Here is a 16529-nt window from a genome sequence, read left to right as displayed (position 1 = left end):
TTTATCGGACTAGCGCAATTTACTATCAAGTTGTGCTTTCTTAAGAGTGATGGCTCAGAACATCATCTGATGACAGTAATACACTGATAAATATCATTTTAATAAAATAGCATTCAGTAAGAATATTCTTACATCAAGTCCACTTCTATTCCGATATACGCCCATGTCTGATTGCGGTCTAATCACCCCAACGAAATTAATAGACTTAGCTCATGTTTCAGTGAAACAAAAAAATAAATCTTACATCAGCATATTGAGACTAATTACTACTTAACCCTACATTTTAATTTTGGATATCTTACACATGAAAAAGCCACTGATTGGTGTGACGGCTTATCTTCTCTGATTTTGGGTATGGCTGTAACACACGTTGCACTGTCGCTTCTCTAAGCTCACATTCTTTAACCGACAAAGCTTCAGTTGCCCTGATTGCACACTATCGCTAATAAGTATTTCAGCCTCTCACTACGCTTATTATTTTATAAATAAAGCATCAAGATGCACTATTATCGATAAATAATTGCTTACTCTATTTAGGATATCTTTGTGGCCAGTCGCCAGTGTTCATTCCTTTATACCTTATGTCTGCTTTCCCTTTTTCCTGTGGCAGGATTCTCTGCGACAAAAGAAGGCGCGGCGGCATTTGATATAAAAACACTGGAAGGTTTAGGCTATTCAGCAGAATTAGCTGATTTCTTCAGCGGAGCTGATAAATTCTTACCGGGTCAGCATGATGTCACCATTATTATCAATGCCAGTAAAACCTACCGTACTGAAGCGACCTTTGGTAGCGAAGGTCAACTATGTGCTGACCGAAAACTGCTGATGGCATTAAAGTTACACTATAAAGACAGTGGCGACAGCTGCGAGAATATTGAAACTCTGTGGCCTGGAGTGGTCGTTAAGCTATTTCCTGGGCAATTCCGAGTAGAAATGACATTACCGCAAGAAGCCTTTGACCCTGAACTGGAAGAAAGTGAATATCAGCGGGGCGGCCACGCCTTATTGCTAAATTATAATTTATTCGGCCAGCGCATCGAAAACAACAGTGACAACCTGAATTTATTTCAGGGGCAATTCGAGCCGGGTATTAATTTTTATAACTGGGTGGTGCGTAACCGAGGTTCTTATAATTATAACCAAGGGGTGAGTCATTATGATAATCAGGAAACCTACGCATTACGCGCCGTTGAATCTTTAAAGTCGGTGGTACAGTTGGGGGAGTTTGGCCTAGTCGCCAATACTTACTCTGGTCTGCCAGTGATGGGCGCCCAGCTTTATTCCGATAATGCCCAACTCAATAACACCCAACTGGTTGTGCCCATTGAAGGGATTGCCAACACCAACGCCACTATCGAAATTCGCCAGCGTGGGCGGGTTATTTACCGCACCGTGGTGGCACCGGGCCCGTTCTCATTATCCAATATCAGCAATTTCTCCAGCGGTGTCCCTACGGATGTTGATGTGATTGAAGAAGACGGCACCCAGCAACATTTTACCGTCGCGAACGCCCTTGATCCCAATTTTGAACAACAAGCGACAACCTACCAGCTAGCACTGGGCCGCTACCGCGACACTCTCAGTGGCAGTGAAAACAAGTCTCCCTTACTGGCAACAGGCGAGATGGCATTTAGTCCGGCGAATGCATTTCAGGTCACTACCGCTGGGCTGCTTTCTGCCGATTACCAAAATATCAGTGCGCAAAATCTATACAGCGGGTTTGAGAGTGCTTGGATTTCAGCCACCGCGAGCTATACCAATACCCAAGGTGCCGGACAAGGTTACCAACTCGGATTGCAAAATCAGGTGTCTATTAACGGCAACCTGAGTGCGTCTTTATCGACGGTTTACGAATCAAGCAATTACTGGTCACCTGATAATGCCCTAAGTGGCGGTAATAATTTGGCTGACCTGTCCGTTGGCAAACTGAAAAATGCCACATCAGCAGCCGTGACCTGGGCACATCCTCGCTGGGGCGCATTTTCCTATGTTTTGTCTAATAATATGTATTATCAGGCAGAGAACAGTGTCTCCCATACGTTTTCCGCCAGTGAACAATTTGGCCGAGTGACCACCACGTTGAGTGTTCAGTCAAGTTCACAGGGGCGTAATGCTGTCTATTTGGGACTCAGTATGCCACTGGGTAATGGGTCTCTCACTGGCCGGATGCAACGTAATAATGGTAATACGACGCTGGGCAGCACTTATCAAGGGGCTTGGGGTGATAACAAAGGGTATTCCGTGGGGGTGACGGGCGGTAATAATCAGCAACGAGTTAATGGCGCAATGAATGTGAAAACAGCCTATTCACAACTGGCGGGTGGGATTTCTCAGGCCAATAACAATAGTCGTTCAGCGTATGTGGCATCTAGTGGTTCAATGGCTTACGCGAACAATACCTTTGCAACTTCGGCATCGGCCATTGGTGACACCTTTGCAATAGTGAACGTGCCTAGTCAGTCAAATTTACGGGTATCATCACCGAGCAGTGGGATGTCCATAACCGACTATGCTGGCACAGCGCTGTTGCCATCAGTGATGCCTTACAGTGCATCCAAGGCCCAAATTAGTACCAAAACATTGCCATTGAATATACGTCTCAACAGTACCAGTGCCGATTTGATGATGACCCGCGGCACGGTGGCAACCCGTAATTTTGAGGCAACAGAAACACGCCAGTTGCTGCTGACCATTCGTGACAGCAATGGCGATGCCCTGCCAGTGGGAGCAAACGTGCTGGATGATAAGGGTAACTTCCTCGGAACGCTGATTGGAGATGGCAATTTTATGTTGGAAAACAACGCAATTGGTGCCACGCTGCGAGTTAAGGCCGCCAACCGGGGCGAGTGCATTGTAAGTTATGGGGTGCCGGAGAAATTTGATCCAGATACATTGTATGAAGTTGCTGATGCGGTATGTCATTAATGTGAGTGGCGGCCAGCAAAAGAGATCTAATCGATATTCCAGACACAGGATTTATTATGAAAAAGACCATTGTCAGTCATCGCAGCGAGAATACCGTGACCTATACCTCGGTATATAATCGCTTTAAATCGTTTCTTGTTTTCAATGTGCTGGTGCTATTGAGCTGCTGGAGTCTAGCCTCTAATGCATCGTTCAAATTAGAAAGTACGACCGTCATATTGAAAGAAAGCGAGGGGCGTGCGAGTTTTACCATTGATAACACTTCCGCCAACCCTATTTTGCTGGTGACAAAACTGATTGATATTGATGGCAAAGATTTCAGTAAGCAGATTTTGATTTCACCACCAGTGACACGCATTGATGCTGGCCAAAGTCAGCAAGTGAACTTCGTGCTGAAAAAAGGCGCCGTACTGGACAATGAAGTATTGCTAAAAGCGGCATTTGAAGGGGTTGAGCAGGTCTCTGGTAATGCCACCGTCATGCCTATCCGTCAGGAAATCGGTTTTCTTATTCAGCCGAGCGCAGTGCCACAAATTAAAAATCCTTGGGAGGAGCTGGTTTTCTCCGTATCAGGGAATAATTTGACGATTAAAAATCCAGGTAAACATGTTGTTCGTCTGGGGCCACAGGTAGTTTTAGTCCCGAGTAATGAAGTCGTTCCGTTGGGTAACCCGTATATTATGCCGGGCACCAGCAAACAATTCTCGATCAAGTCATCACCGACATCTGTGAAAGTCACGCCACTGAGCCGCTATGGTTTTGTGCAAACGGAAGTCGCTCTTCCTGTCACACGTTAATAATCGTCTAATGCTCAGGGGTTGCCAGAGAATGGTGCCCTTGAGTTTTAAATCACTAAACGCTATTCCCCAATATATTCCCCCTACTAGAAAAAGTATTTCGTAAGAATATTCTGACATCAAGTCCACTTCCATTCCGATATACGCCCATGCCTGATTATTGTTTAATCTCCCCCGACGAAATAAATTGATCTAGATCATGTTTTGATGAAACTTAAAATAGAGCTTACATCCACATGCTGACAGACAAATCTTTATTTACCCTACATTATAAATTTGGTTATCTTACACATGAAAAAGCAACTGATTGGTCTGACTGTTTTATCTTCTCTGGTTTTGGGTATGGCTGTAGCACACGCCGCACCACCAACGGCTGAACTGAAAGTCACTGGTACACTGACTGTTCCAAGTTGCACCGTCGCTTCTCCAGATGAAGGTGTTTATGATTTCGGTAAATTGTCTTCATCTTTAGTCAAATCAGGGACAGCCACAACCCCACTGACACCAATGACGAAAACTTGGACGGTGACCTGTGATGCCGATACTTATCTGAACTTCACGCCAGTCGATAACCGCGCAGCATCTGCCAGTGCTGTTGCCACCACTAACTTCGGTCTGGGCAACGTGAACACTACCGGTAAAATCGGTTACTACACTGCGTTGATTAAGAACGGCACTGTAGACGGCAAAGCCTCCAACTTGTTCTCTTCTGCAACATCAACGTTTGCAGCAGCAACAACCGCTAGCTTGACCACAGGCTTACGCACCGGTTGGTCATCTGCGGCTAACACCCAGAGCACCGGTAAAGTGTTTGTGGCTGATATCACGGTTAGCCCAATCTTGGCTGGCACCACCACCATGGGCGGTCCAATCACTGACGATGCAGAGCTTGACGGTTCCATGACCATGAATTTCGCTTTCGGTATCTAATTACCGCGAAGATAAATTGATAGTGGATATATATTAATAGTGAATACACGTTAATCGTGAATACATATTAATAGTAAATAAGGGCCGGAATATTATTTCGGCCCTTATTTTTGTTTTGGTTTTATTGATAACGCCATTCTTTTTTCACAAATAAAAGAGAATCCACCAATGCTGATAGGCGTGAATTTCCGCCCTAATATCGAGGATAACTGACTCGCGATGGTGGTAGGGCAAACTAATACCCACCTCCTACTTTTTTCGTCACTCGGATTCATCAAAAAAGATAATTTCTGAGCATTAAATTCACAATTAACACATTGATAATAATGGGTTTAATAAGATAAAAGTTTCGTAGGAATATTCTCACATCAAGTCCGCTTCCATTCCGATATACGTTCATGCCTGATTACGGTTTAATCACCCCAATGAAATAATCTGATCTGGATCATGTTTCAGTCAAACTCAAAATAGAGTTTACATCGACATGCTGACAGACGAGCCATCACTTCACCCTACATTTTGATTTTGGATTTCTGACACATGAAAACGCAATTGATTGGTCTGACGGTTTTAGCTTCTTTGGTTTTAGGCATTACCGCTGCCCATGCTGCGCCGCCAACGACTGAGTTAAAGGTCAAAGGTAAATTGAGTGTACCAACCTGTACTGTCATTTCCCCTGATGCGGGTGTTTATGATTTGGGAAAAATTTCAGCGTCCCAAGTTAAATCTGGCACAGCAGTTACCGCCCTGACACCAATGACAAAAAGCTGGGTGGCCACCTGTGATGCCGAAACATACTTAAATTTAACGCCAACAGATAATCGTCGCGATAGCAGAAGTGATGTCTCTAGTGCATTGTATTTTGGCTTGGGCAACATCAACAACACAGGAAAAATTGGTTTCTATACTGTAGAAATGAAAAACGCAAAAGTTGATGGGCTCTCGAGTCTTGTTTTCTATAAGAATGGTTCTGCAGGCGCGTTTACTACCGTGAGTTCAGCTAATTTCCAACAAGGTTATATGTTTGGTTGGGCTGAAACGACCACCACGCAAAAAGCCGGTAAAATTTTCACTGCTGATATGGTTGTTAGCCCAACACTCGCGGGTACAACGACAATGGGCGGTCCAGTCACTGAAAATGCAAATATTGATGGTTCAATTACCATGCAGTTTGCTTTCGGTATCTAATGAGTACAACGCTAGATTAACAGCATGACGTCAGATGAATGGCATTAAGCCAGGTTAATAGAAAATAAGGGCCGAAATGATATTTCGGCCCTTATTTTTTTGAGATGATCGGTGGCGTTTAGGTTGGCCAATCAAGAACGAACGCGTTAAAACAAGCGAAAGTTTAAACGACTGCCGGTGGCTTAGCTTTCATATCCAGCGGCAACGGAATATAGGCACGAATCCTCAACCCTCCGTGCTCACTGGTACCGATTTCCAATGAACCGGCGTGTGCATCAATAATCCGTTGTACGATCGCTAACCCTAGCCCAGTACCGCTGGTGCTACGGGCGCTATCGCCACGAACGAAGGGCTGGAAGAGATGTTTTAACTCTTCTGGCTTGATACCAGGGCCATCGTCTTCGACTTGAAACCAAGCTCGCTGTAGCTCAGTGCCGCTGCTCACTTTTATCCAGCCATTACCATAGCGAGCGGCATTCACCACCATATTCGTCAAAGCACGCTTAATCGACAGTGGGTGGATATCCACCAGCACCTCACCCGCACAGAGATCGGTTTCAATGACTCGCTCGTAGCCGCTTTCTGCCGCGATGACTTCACCTAGTACTGAATTGAGATCGCTCGGTTCTGTCGGCATCTCCTGCCCAGTTCGCAGATAATCGATGAACTGCTCAATAATCGCATTGCACTCTTCAATGTCTTTATTGATCGACTCCGACAGGTAACCATCGGCTTCACTCATCATCTCTGTTGCCAGACGAATACGGGTCAAAGGCGTGCGTAAATCATGGCTCACCCCCGCCATCAGCAAGGTCCGGTCATCTGCCAGCAGCTTCACACCGGCCGCCATCTGGTTAAACGCTCGCGTCACCGACCGCACCTCGGAGGCACCGTACTCACGCAATGGCGGCGGGATAATTCCCTTACCGACCTGCAACGCCGCATGTTCCAGCTCGACTAAGGGCCGATTCTGGATACGGATAAACAACCAAGCTCCGCCAACCGCCAGTAACATAATGGCAAGGGTATAACGGAACAGTGGCGAGAAATCGCCTTGATGGATCTCCGTTAACGGTACCCTCACCCAAATATCGGGTGACAGCCACGTTTTGAGCCAGACAACCGGTGAATTTTTGTTAACTTCGACCCGAACATCGGTTGGCCCACCCAATTGCTGGGCCATTTGGTCACTGAGAAATTTGTAATGCTGTGCCCAACGCAGGCCACTTTCCTCTGCCGCGGCATTGGTATAAAGCGAAATCCCCAATTCACGGTAAATCTCACGCCGAAACGCCGGCGGAACTTCCAGTAGCGTGCCATCTTCCAGTTGCAGCCGGTCTGTCATCAGCATACGAACTTCATACGCCAACACTTTGTTGAACTGCTGCAAGCTCGGCAAAATAGCGAAGTTCAGCACCACCAAATAGGTTGTGACCAGACTGACAAACAGCAAGGTCACAATCAATAATAAGGTGCGTGCAAACGAGCTACGGGGAGAAAAGCGCCACCGTCTCATGCTTTACTGCCGTCCGGTACAAAGACGTAGCCCAAACCCCATACGGTTTGGATATAACGTGGGTGAGCGGGGTCTTCTTCCACCATACGGCGCAAACGCGAAATCTGAACGTCAATGGAACGCTCCATCGCACTGTATTCACGGCCACGGGCCAAATTCATCAACTTATCGCGGGATAACGGCTCACGGGGATGGCTCACCAAGGCTTTCAGCACAGCAAATTCACCGCTGGTCAGTGGCATAGGCTCATCTTCACGGAACATCTCACGTGTCCCCAGATTCAGTTTGAACTTACCAAACGCAATCACAGCCTCTTCTTGCGACGGTGCGCCCGGCAATTCATTCGCCTGACGGCGTAAGACAGCGCGGATACGTGCCAGCAATTCACGTGGGTTAAATGGCTTCGGAATATAGTCGTCAGCGCCAATTTCTAGCCCAACGATACGGTCAACTTCTTCCCCTTTCGCCGTCACCATAATGATCGGCATTGGGTTACTTTGGCTACGCAGGCGGCGGCAGATAGACAGGCCATCTTCACCCGGTAACATCAGATCAAGTACCATCAGGTGGAAAGACTCACGGGTCAGCAAGCGATCCATCTGTTCAGCATTGGCGACACTGCGCACTTGGAAACCTTGCTCTGTTAGATAACGTTCCAACAGCGCACGTAGGCGCATATCGTCATCAACGACTAGAATCTTGTGATTCTCTTGCATTTTATTACTCCCAAAGGCCGTATTGCCCGAATCTGTACATTGTTAGAAATACTGACTTCATACCCTCAATCATTCGCGTTGCAAAAAGGCGGCAACTGAGCGAATTCACGGGAGCTTGCTTCGGCAGATGACTGGCATGAACGGAGGCAGCCAACGCCTATGCAGCTTGAAGTATGACGTGTATTACAGACAGCGATTTATGGTATACATTCTAGTCGAAATTGTTACAAAGCTTATTGTTGTGCCTAATTATCAACACTTTCGTCGAATGGGCGATAGCGAATCTCTAAAATCCAGTAAGTCGCCTCGCCATTGGGTGTTTGAACGGTGACTTCATCATCCACCTGTTTACCAATCAATGCGCGCGCAACGGGCGAATCGATAGAAATCCATTTTTTGGCGGGATCGAACTCATCCGGCCCGACCAAACGGAAGATACGCTGTTCTTCAGCTTCATTCTCTACCCGCACCCACGCACCAAAAAAGACTTTACCTTCTTGACGGGGATCGGGATCGACCACTTTCAGCACCTCAAGGCGCTTCGTCAAAAAGCGCACTCGGCGATCAATTTCACGTAGCCGCTTTTTACCATAGATATATTCGGCATTTTCCGAACGGTCACCCATGGCAGCAGCTTCGGATACCGCTTGTGTGACCACTGGCCGCTCTTCTCGCCACAGATAATGCAGCTCACGATCCAGGGCTTGCCAGCCTTCACGGGTAATATAGTTACTTTTAGCCATAAAATTATCCAATTATCCCTTTGGCACAGAGACCATTACTATACCCTAAGTTTCTACCGATAAGTTCACGTTAGCTCAAGCTCGATGACCGCTCGACTGGCATTTTATCTGGGCAATCCGTATAACTATCCTCTGCCATTTCCCCTATTCACTACTGAACTGATATCAGACTTATGAATGAACAACTGAGCCGCATTATTGCAAGCGAAATACAGGCCCGACCGGAGCAAGTCAGTTCCGCGATTAGCCTGCTAGATGAAGGTAATACCGTGCCATTTATTGCGCGGTACCGTAAGGAAGTTACCGGCGGGTTGGATGATACCCAATTGCGCCAGTTGGAAAGCCGTTTGGGTTATCTGCGTGAACTCGAAGACCGCCGCCAAACCATTCTTAAATCCATCGAGGATCAGGGCAAACTCACTGATCAACTTGCGGGTGCCATCAACGGCACAATGAGTAAGACTGAGTTGGAAGACCTTTATCTTCCTTATAAACCAAAGCGCCGCACCCGTGGGCAAATTGCGATTGAAGCCGGTCTGGAGCCATTGGCGGACAGCTTATGGCAAGACCCGCAACAAGACCCTGAACAGGTTGCGCTGGCTTATATTGACGCGGAGAAAGGTGTCGCAGACACCAAAGCCGCACTGGATGGCGCACGTTACATCTTGATGGAGCGCATTGCTGAAGATGCTACCCTGCTGGCAAAAGTGCGCCAATATCTGTGGAAACAAGCACATCTAGTGGCAAAAGTGGTGGAAGGCAAAGAGCAGGAAGGCGCTAAATTCCGCGATTACTTTGATCACCACGAGCCTATCGCTCAAATTCCTTCTCACCGTGCATTGGCGATGTTCCGTGGCCGCAATGAAGGCGTGTTGCAACTCGCGCTCAACCCTGATCCTCAGTTTGATGAACCCCCTCGCGAGAGTCAGGGTGAACAAATCATCATCAATCATCTGGATTTGCGATTAAATAACGCCCCAGCCGATGCTTGGCGTAAAGCCGTGGTTAACTGGACTTGGCGTATCAAGGTGCTGATGCATCTGGAAACCGAATTGATGAGTACCCTGCGCGAGCGGGCAGAAGATGAAGCCATCAATGTATTTGCCCGTAATATGCAAGATTTGCTGATGGCGGCTCCTGCGGGTATGCGTGCAACAATGGGCCTGGATCCAGGGTTACGTACCGGCGTGAAAGTGGCCGTGGTAGATGCTACCGGCAAACTGGTCGCCTATGACACCATCTATCCTCACACTGGGCAAGCCGCCAAAGCGGCTGCCACCGTCGCCGCTCTGTGCATCAAGCATCAGGTGGAATTGGTGGCTATCGGTAACGGTACTGCATCACGGGAAACCGAGCGTTTCTTCACTGAGCTGCAACAGCAGTATCCGGCCGTCATCGCACAAAAAGTGATCGTCAGTGAAGCAGGTGCATCGGTTTATTCCGCATCTGAACTGGCAGCATTGGAATTCCCCGATCTGGATGTCTCAATCCGTGGCGCGGTCTCGATTGCTCGTCGCTTACAAGACCCATTGGCAGAACTGGTTAAAATCGATCCAAAATCTATCGGTGTCGGTCAGTACCAGCACGATGTCAGCCAAAGCCAACTGGCGAAAAAGCTGGATGTCGTCGTTGAGGACTGTGTGAACGCCGTCGGGGTGGATTTAAATACCGCATCTGTGCCATTACTGACGCGCGTCGCCGGTTTGACCCGCATGATGGCGCAAAATATCGTGAACTGGCGTGATGAGAATGGCCGCTTCCATAACCGCGAGCAATTACTGAAAGTCAGCCGCTTGGGGCCAAAAGCCTTTGAGCAGTGCGCGGGCTTTTTACGTATCAATCATGGCGATAACCCGCTGGATGCTTCAACCGTGCATCCAGAAGCCTATCCCGTGGTCGAGCGCATTTTGGCCGCAACCGAGCAAGCGTTGCAGGATTTAATGGGGAATTCATCGGCACTGCGTAACCTTAACGCTCGCGATTTCACCACTGAGCGTTTTGGTGTGCCGACCGTTACCGATATTCTGCGCGAATTGGAAAAGCCAGGCCGAGATCCGCGCCCTGAGTTTAAAACAGCGACCTTTGCCGAAGGCGTTGAAACGATGGAAGATCTGACACTGGGTATGATCCTCGAAGGTTCCGTCACTAACGTGACCAACTTTGGTGCCTTTGTCGATATCGGCGTGCATCAGGACGGCTTGGTCCATATCTCATCTCTAGCAGATAAGTTTGTCGATGATCCGCATAAAGTGGTGAAAGCCGGTGACATCGTCAAAGTGAAAGTCATGGAAGTTGATTTACAGCGTAAGCGTATTGCGCTGACCATGCGCCTTGATGAGCAGCCGGGTGAAAGTGGTTCACGTCGTGGTGGTGAGAACCGCACCACAACTCAAAATGACAACCGTGGTGCAAACCGGCCACGTGGTAATAATGAGTCAAATCATCGCCCACCAGCAAAAGGCCGTACCGAGAGTAGCTCAAATGGCAACAGTGCCATGAGTGATGCACTGGCAGCCGCATTTAAAAAGCGCTAGTGGTTAATGTCAGGATGATTAACCGGTTATCGAATAACTGACTTACTCCCCAATATTAGATGCCCATCTGATATTGGGGAATTTTTTACCTCGAAACACCACGGGTGTCGCAGACACAAAAAATAACAAATTCATTTTAGGGTGATATTAATAATACGATGCGTGATAGGAGGGAATTGAATTTAACAATCTATTTAACAAAGTTATTAATTAATTAAAAATTACCATTAATTTATAATTAATTACGCCGCCAGATACCCCCCTCATAAAAATACTAATGTTATTTGATTCAAATCATAGTGAATCGATTATGTTACTTATGCGTATTTTACAGAACAAGCAGGCCGTGATAGAAACATTCAGTTAACTGATTTAACTCATCATTCGCATTTGCGATCACGCTAATTTGGTGGTAAAACAAGCACGAAATAGACATCAGACTCATTCATTCTAAGAGTAGAATTGTTACTAATACTTACTTTTGAGTATTTTGCCTTAGTTGAATATGAAAATGATTATTACTATCATTATCTCATCTATTAGTTTTTAGACTAATATTACTCTGAACTTTACCCTGAACTCTGGTACGCCAATTAAACGATAATTCAAGAGGCTCCTATGCATCTTATTCCACAGCGTTCCTATAAAATCGTAGGTTTCTCACCTGAGATCAGTCCAGCCTATCGGCAGAAACTATTATCACTGGGTATGCTCCCCGGTTCTTCATTTAATGTTGTTCGCCTTGCGCCTTTAGGCGATCCCATTCAGATAGAAACCCGTCGGGTCAGCCTGGTGGTACGCAAAAAAGATCTAGATTTGCTCACACTGGACCTTCAGCCCTAAATCCCCAGTGATCGCGCTATCTTTTCTGACTTGTGGCGGATGAAAACGCCTTACTGCAGCTTAATTTATTGATATTACGTTGGACCATGAAAGCACTCACAATCGGCCTGATCGGCAATCCTAATGCGGGTAAAACCACGCTTTTCAACCAATTAACCGGCGCTCGTCAGCGCGTGGGGAACTGGGCAGGGGTCACCGTTGAGCGCAAAGAGGGGCATTTCACTACCGCGCAGCATCAAGTCACTTTGGTTGACTTACCGGGGACTTATTCCCTGACCACCATCTCAGAACAGACTTCATTGGATGAGCAAATTGCTTGCCACTATATTCTGAGTGGCGAAGCCGACCTACTGATCAACGTGATTGATGCCGCGAATCTGGAACGTAATCTCTATCTCACACTGCAATTGGTCGAGTTAGGCATCCCCTGCATCGTGGCACTCAATATGTTGGATATCGCCAAAAGCCAGCATATCGATATTGATATCTCTGCGTTATCTCAGCAATTAGGCTGCCCAGTTATTCCACTGGTATCAACCCGCGGTCAGGGCATTAACGAATTAAAAACCTGTATCGATGCGCTTCAACCCGCCACCTTCAGAGCATTGGTTAACTACCCCCCCGTTCTCCTCGCAGAGGTGGAAAAGTTGGTACAGGCGATGCCTGAATCTTGGCCCACTCAGCAACGCCGCTGGCTGGCCCTGCAAATATTGGAAGGCGACATTTACAGCCTGGCCCGCGCAGGCATTGCCCCCTCTCAGGTTGAACAAGCACGACTTCATCTGCGAGAAAACCAGCACGAAGATCCGGAACTGGTGATTGCCGATGCTCGCTACCAAAGCATTGCTCGCATCTGTGATATCGTCGGCAACTCGCAGCAGGCTGAACCTAACCGCCTGACTCTGGCGCTGGATAAAGTCATCCTCAATCGCTGGCTGGGTGTGCCTATCTTCCTGTTTGTGATGTATTTAATGTTTGTTTTGGCTATCAATATTGGCGGTGCGTTGCAGCCCATATTTGATATCGGCTCCGCCGCCATCTTTATTCAAGGGCTGCAATGGGTGGGTTATACCCTGCATTTCCCTCAATGGCTCACTATCTTCCTCGCCCAAGGTGTCGGAGGCGGGATTAACACCGTACTGCCACTTGTTCCACAAATTGGCATGATGTACCTGTTCCTCTCGTTCTTGGAAGATTCCGGCTATATGGCCCGCGCTGCTTTTGTGATGGACCGATTAATGCAAGCGCTGGGGTTACCGGGTAAATCCTTTGTGCCGCTCATTGTCGGCTTCGGCTGCAATGTACCTTCCATCATGGGCGCACGAACACTGGATGCACAACGTGAACGTTTGATCACCATTATGATGGCGCCTTTTATGTCCTGTGGGGCGCGGCTGGCGATTTTTGCCGTCTTTGCTGCCGCTTTCTTTGGTCAAGACGGTGCCAGTATCGTTTTCTCTCTTTATCTACTCGGCATCGTCGTCGCTATCCTCACTGGATTGGTGCTAAAACACACCATAATGCGGGGTGAAGCCTCCCCCTTTGTGATGGAACTGCCGGTCTACCACGTACCTCATCTGAAAAGCTTGTTATTACAAACGTGGCAGCGACTGAAAGGCTTTGTCCTGCGGGCAGGGAAAGTCATTGTTATCGCCAGTATCTTTATCGGCGGGTTGAATAGCTTTTCTTTCAGTGGCAAAGCGGTGGATAGCATCAACGATTCGGCGCTCGCTTCCGTCAGTAAGGTGCTGACGCCGTTACTCACCCCGATGGGCGTTCATAGCGATAACTGGCAGGCAACCGTCGGATTAGTGACCGGTGCCATGGCAAAAGAAGTGGTGGTCGGGACACTGAATACGCTCTACACCGCAGAGCAAATCAAAAATGAACCCTTTGATGCTGAGAACTTCAACCTACTGAGTGAGCTGGCCGGTGCGGCTGAAACCACATGGCAGGGCTTAAAAGAGACCTTTAGTCTCAGTGTGCTCTCGAATCCGATTGAAGCGAGCAAAGGCGAAGGTGAAATGGCCGCAGGTTCGATGGGCATGATGAGCAGTAAATTCGGCTCGAGTATTGCGGCCTATAGCTACCTGATATTCGTGCTGTTGTATGTGCCTTGTGTTTCCGTTATGGGGGCTATCGCACGGGAGACTAGCCGTGGCTGGATGACCTTCTCGATTCTTTGGGGGCTGAATGTGGCTTATTCACTGGCGACCCTGTTTTATCAGGTCGCGACTATACGCGAGCACCCACAACAAAGCCTGACCATTATTGCCTTAGTGATTGTGGTGAATGTACTGATTATATTTGGCCTACGCCGCGCACGCAGCCGAGTCACCATGAGATTACAAAACAGCACACCGGCCAGTTGTTGCCAAAGTAGCGGTAATGACTGCCATTAGTGAGTGAATAGGCATGGCTCACTGACCGATCACGATAACCAGATGTATTACCGAGAAAAAAAGAGGGGCTATGGCAAGTTTGCTGCAATTACGCGATGCAATCGCCCTCAGTGGTCATGTGGGGGCGGCTCAGTTAAGTCAACAATTGGCAACGCCTTTACCTTTGATCGAGGCAATGCTGGAAAGACTGACCGCGATGGGCAAGGTTGAGCGTATTGAGTTAGATAACAGTGGGTGTCTGACAGGCAGTTGCAAAAGTTGCCCCGAAGGAAAGAATCAGTGCCATACCGTGGTGTATCAGTTAAAAGATCAACATTAGTACTGGAACAGGATGCCCTAATGGGCATCCTCTGCATTGACTATTTATACACATCAGCCGTGGCATCAAACTTTTTCTTTTCGCGCTCGGAGGTAATCACATAGTATTTACCCCCCTTCTCATCAGCCAATTTTGATAATTCTTGTTTCACGTCCATGGGTGATGTTGCCTCACCGGAACTTGAGATTGTGCCAATCTTCTCGTACTTTGCTGCTTCATCTTTGGTGATTTCTTCCGCCGCCATCGCGCCAAATGAAATCCCAGATACCACCAGAGCTATTGTTAAATTTTTCAATAAATTCATGCCAAATACCTCGTAAATGAATGGTCTACTCCAGTAAAGCAGTCTTAATTATTGAGCAAAATTAATATTTAGCCATTTATTGACGAAATATAATCCATTCATTTGCCTAGTTAGGCTGTCACGAAGCGAGATAAACGCCCAATCAGCGAAGCGGCCATTCGGTGTTTTAGTGCTGATTTTGTTGTGCGAACGTAATAATTAAATTAGAAAAATCATCAGGATGGGACACAAATGGCGCATGTGCCGCGCCCTTCATCACCACCGATTGCGTGAGCGGCCATTCACTGTCGAGCAAAGAGGCAACTTTGCGTGGTACCAGCCCATCCAGATACCCGTAGATGCGCAAAAATGGCAGAGAACATGTCGCCAGCGCGTCGCGCAAATCTGTCGTACGCAGAATTTCCAGCCCACCGGTGAGCACCGACACTTCCGGCATCTGGTGTTGCAACACCACCGCTTTCAATAAGCGGGCATCCTGTCGCGCGCTTTCGGTCCCTAATGTTTGTAATGCCAAGAAACGCTCAACCGTACGCTGGAAATCTTCACTGAGCTGCTGCTGGAAGCCTCCTAGCACTTCAGGGCGGATACCGGGCCAATCGTCATGAGCTGTGAAGCACGGTGAGGAAGAAACGGTGATCAACCCTGCCACTCGCTCCGGATGACTTAATGCTATCTGACTGACCACCAGCCCCCCCATTGACCACCCCAGCCACAACGCTTGTTGCGGGGCCTGCTGCAAGACAATGGCTGCCATATCAGACAGTGACATCGCACCAAAATCTTTGCTGCGGCCATAACCGGGCAGGTCCACAAGGTGCAGGCGAAAATGCGGAGCAAGTCGATCAATAACGCAATGCCAGACTTCGGCATTCAGCCCCCATCCGTGCAGCAACACAAGATCGCGATCACCTTCACCGCAGGTGTTCCAATAAAGTTGTTTCATACGCTAATATCCTGTCGCCTTAATCTTGTCGGGTATCTTGCCTGATCCGATGGCTTAACGGAATGAGCACAGTGAATGCAGCCAACAACCCTACAGCGTCAAGGACGAAGGTGGAAGGAAACCTCCAAAGTCATTGGCGTTGCAGGTAGGCGGCCAGTGAACGCAGCCCGATGAGCTGACCCTCGTCAGTGATTCGGGTAAGTGAATGCAGCCAACAACCCTGCGGCGTCAAGGACGAAGGTGGAAAGAAACCTCCAAAGTCATTGGCGTTGCAGGTAGGCGGCAAACGAACAAGTCCCGATGAGCTTACATCAGTAAGTGATTCGGGCGAGTAAGTGCAGCCAACAACCCTGCGGCGTCAAGGACGAA

The 16529-nt window shown here is 47.9% G+C and carries 13 protein-coding genes; 8 read left to right on the top strand and 5 right to left on the bottom strand.

Annotation, left to right across the window (positions count from 1 at the left end; all coding sequences use genetic code 11):
- Positions 1-546: 546 nt before the first annotated feature.
- The 4 genes from DA391_RS00835 to DA391_RS00820 all read left to right on the top strand — a co-directional run bounded on the left by DA391_RS00835 (position 547) and on the right by DA391_RS00820 (position 5840).
- The gene (locus tag DA391_RS00835) at positions 547-2925 is read left to right on the top strand and encodes a fimbria/pilus outer membrane usher protein (RefSeq protein WP_108087262.1); all 2379 of its coding nucleotides are present in this window, start codon (positions 547-549) and stop codon (positions 2923-2925) included.
- Between the two features lie 56 nt (positions 2926-2981).
- Positions 2982-3722, top strand: a complete 741-nt coding sequence (locus tag DA391_RS00830) for a fimbria/pilus chaperone family protein (protein ID WP_098905038.1) — start codon at positions 2982-2984, stop codon at positions 3720-3722.
- A 291-nt stretch (positions 3723-4013) separates the two neighbouring features.
- Positions 4014-4652 carry a DUF1120 domain-containing protein gene (locus DA391_RS00825; RefSeq protein ID WP_088130711.1) on the top strand — a complete coding sequence of 213 codons (639 nt, stop codon included), beginning with the start codon at positions 4014-4016 and terminating at the stop codon, positions 4650-4652.
- 540 nt (positions 4653-5192) lie between these two features.
- The gene (locus DA391_RS00820; RefSeq protein ID WP_050287440.1) at positions 5193-5840 is read left to right on the top strand and encodes a DUF1120 domain-containing protein; all 648 of its coding nucleotides are present in this window, start codon (positions 5193-5195) and stop codon (positions 5838-5840) included.
- 163 nt (positions 5841-6003) lie between these two features.
- On the opposite strand, the gene envZ is transcribed toward DA391_RS00820, so the two are convergent.
- The 3 genes from envZ to greB all read right to left on the bottom strand — a co-directional run bounded on the left by envZ (position 6004) and on the right by greB (position 8815).
- On the bottom strand, positions 6004-7356 hold the full coding sequence (gene envZ / locus DA391_RS00815; RefSeq protein WP_019212795.1) for a two-component system sensor histidine kinase EnvZ: 1353 nt from the start codon (positions 7354-7356) through the stop codon (positions 6004-6006).
- Entirely contained in the window at positions 7353-8072 is a 720-nt protein-coding gene (gene ompR, locus DA391_RS00810; protein WP_004709363.1) for an osmolarity response regulator transcription factor OmpR, read from the bottom strand. Before ompR ends, envZ begins: the two co-directional genes overlap by 4 nt.
- A 245-nt stretch (positions 8073-8317) precedes the next feature.
- Positions 8318-8815: a transcription elongation factor GreB gene (gene greB, locus DA391_RS00805; RefSeq protein ID WP_005271660.1), complete on the bottom strand. Its 498-nt coding sequence runs from the start codon at positions 8813-8815 to the stop codon at positions 8318-8320.
- Between the two features lie 173 nt (positions 8816-8988).
- On the opposite strand from greB, the gene DA391_RS00800 reads away from it, so the two are divergent.
- From DA391_RS00800 to DA391_RS00785, 4 genes are all read left to right on the top strand, one after another.
- The gene (locus DA391_RS00800) at positions 8989-11349 is read left to right on the top strand and encodes a Tex family protein (protein ID WP_108087261.1); all 2361 of its coding nucleotides are present in this window, start codon (positions 8989-8991) and stop codon (positions 11347-11349) included.
- Between the two features lie 618 nt (positions 11350-11967).
- On the top strand, positions 11968-12192 hold the full coding sequence (gene feoA / locus DA391_RS00795) for a ferrous iron transporter A (RefSeq protein ID WP_004702177.1): 225 nt from the start codon (positions 11968-11970) through the stop codon (positions 12190-12192).
- A gap of 86 nt (positions 12193-12278) precedes the next feature.
- On the top strand, positions 12279-14594 hold the full coding sequence (gene feoB / locus DA391_RS00790; RefSeq protein ID WP_057651426.1) for a Fe(2+) transporter permease subunit FeoB: 2316 nt from the start codon (positions 12279-12281) through the stop codon (positions 14592-14594).
- A gap of 70 nt (positions 14595-14664) precedes the next feature.
- Complete coding sequence (locus DA391_RS00785) at positions 14665-14913, top strand: FeoC-like transcriptional regulator (RefSeq protein WP_050082983.1); 249 nt, start codon at positions 14665-14667, stop codon at positions 14911-14913.
- 40 nt (positions 14914-14953) lie between these two features.
- On the opposite strand, the gene DA391_RS00780 is transcribed toward DA391_RS00785, so the two are convergent.
- Both DA391_RS00780 and bioH read right to left on the bottom strand, forming a co-directional pair.
- Positions 14954-15217, bottom strand: coding sequence for a YdgH/BhsA/McbA-like domain containing protein (locus DA391_RS00780; RefSeq protein ID WP_050082981.1), 264 nt, complete (start codon positions 15215-15217; stop codon positions 14954-14956).
- A gap of 166 nt (positions 15218-15383) precedes the next feature.
- The gene (gene bioH / locus DA391_RS00775; RefSeq protein WP_108087260.1) at positions 15384-16160 is read right to left on the bottom strand and encodes a pimeloyl-ACP methyl ester esterase BioH; all 777 of its coding nucleotides are present in this window, start codon (positions 16158-16160) and stop codon (positions 15384-15386) included.
- Positions 16161-16529: the final 369 nt, after the last annotated feature.

It is taken from the genome of Yersinia massiliensis (assembly GCF_003048255.1).
Classification (GTDB): Bacteria; Pseudomonadota; Gammaproteobacteria; order Enterobacterales; family Enterobacteriaceae; genus Yersinia; species Yersinia massiliensis_A.
Note: the sequence above shows the minus strand (reverse complement) of the source record. Positions and strands in the feature narration are given on the sequence as shown.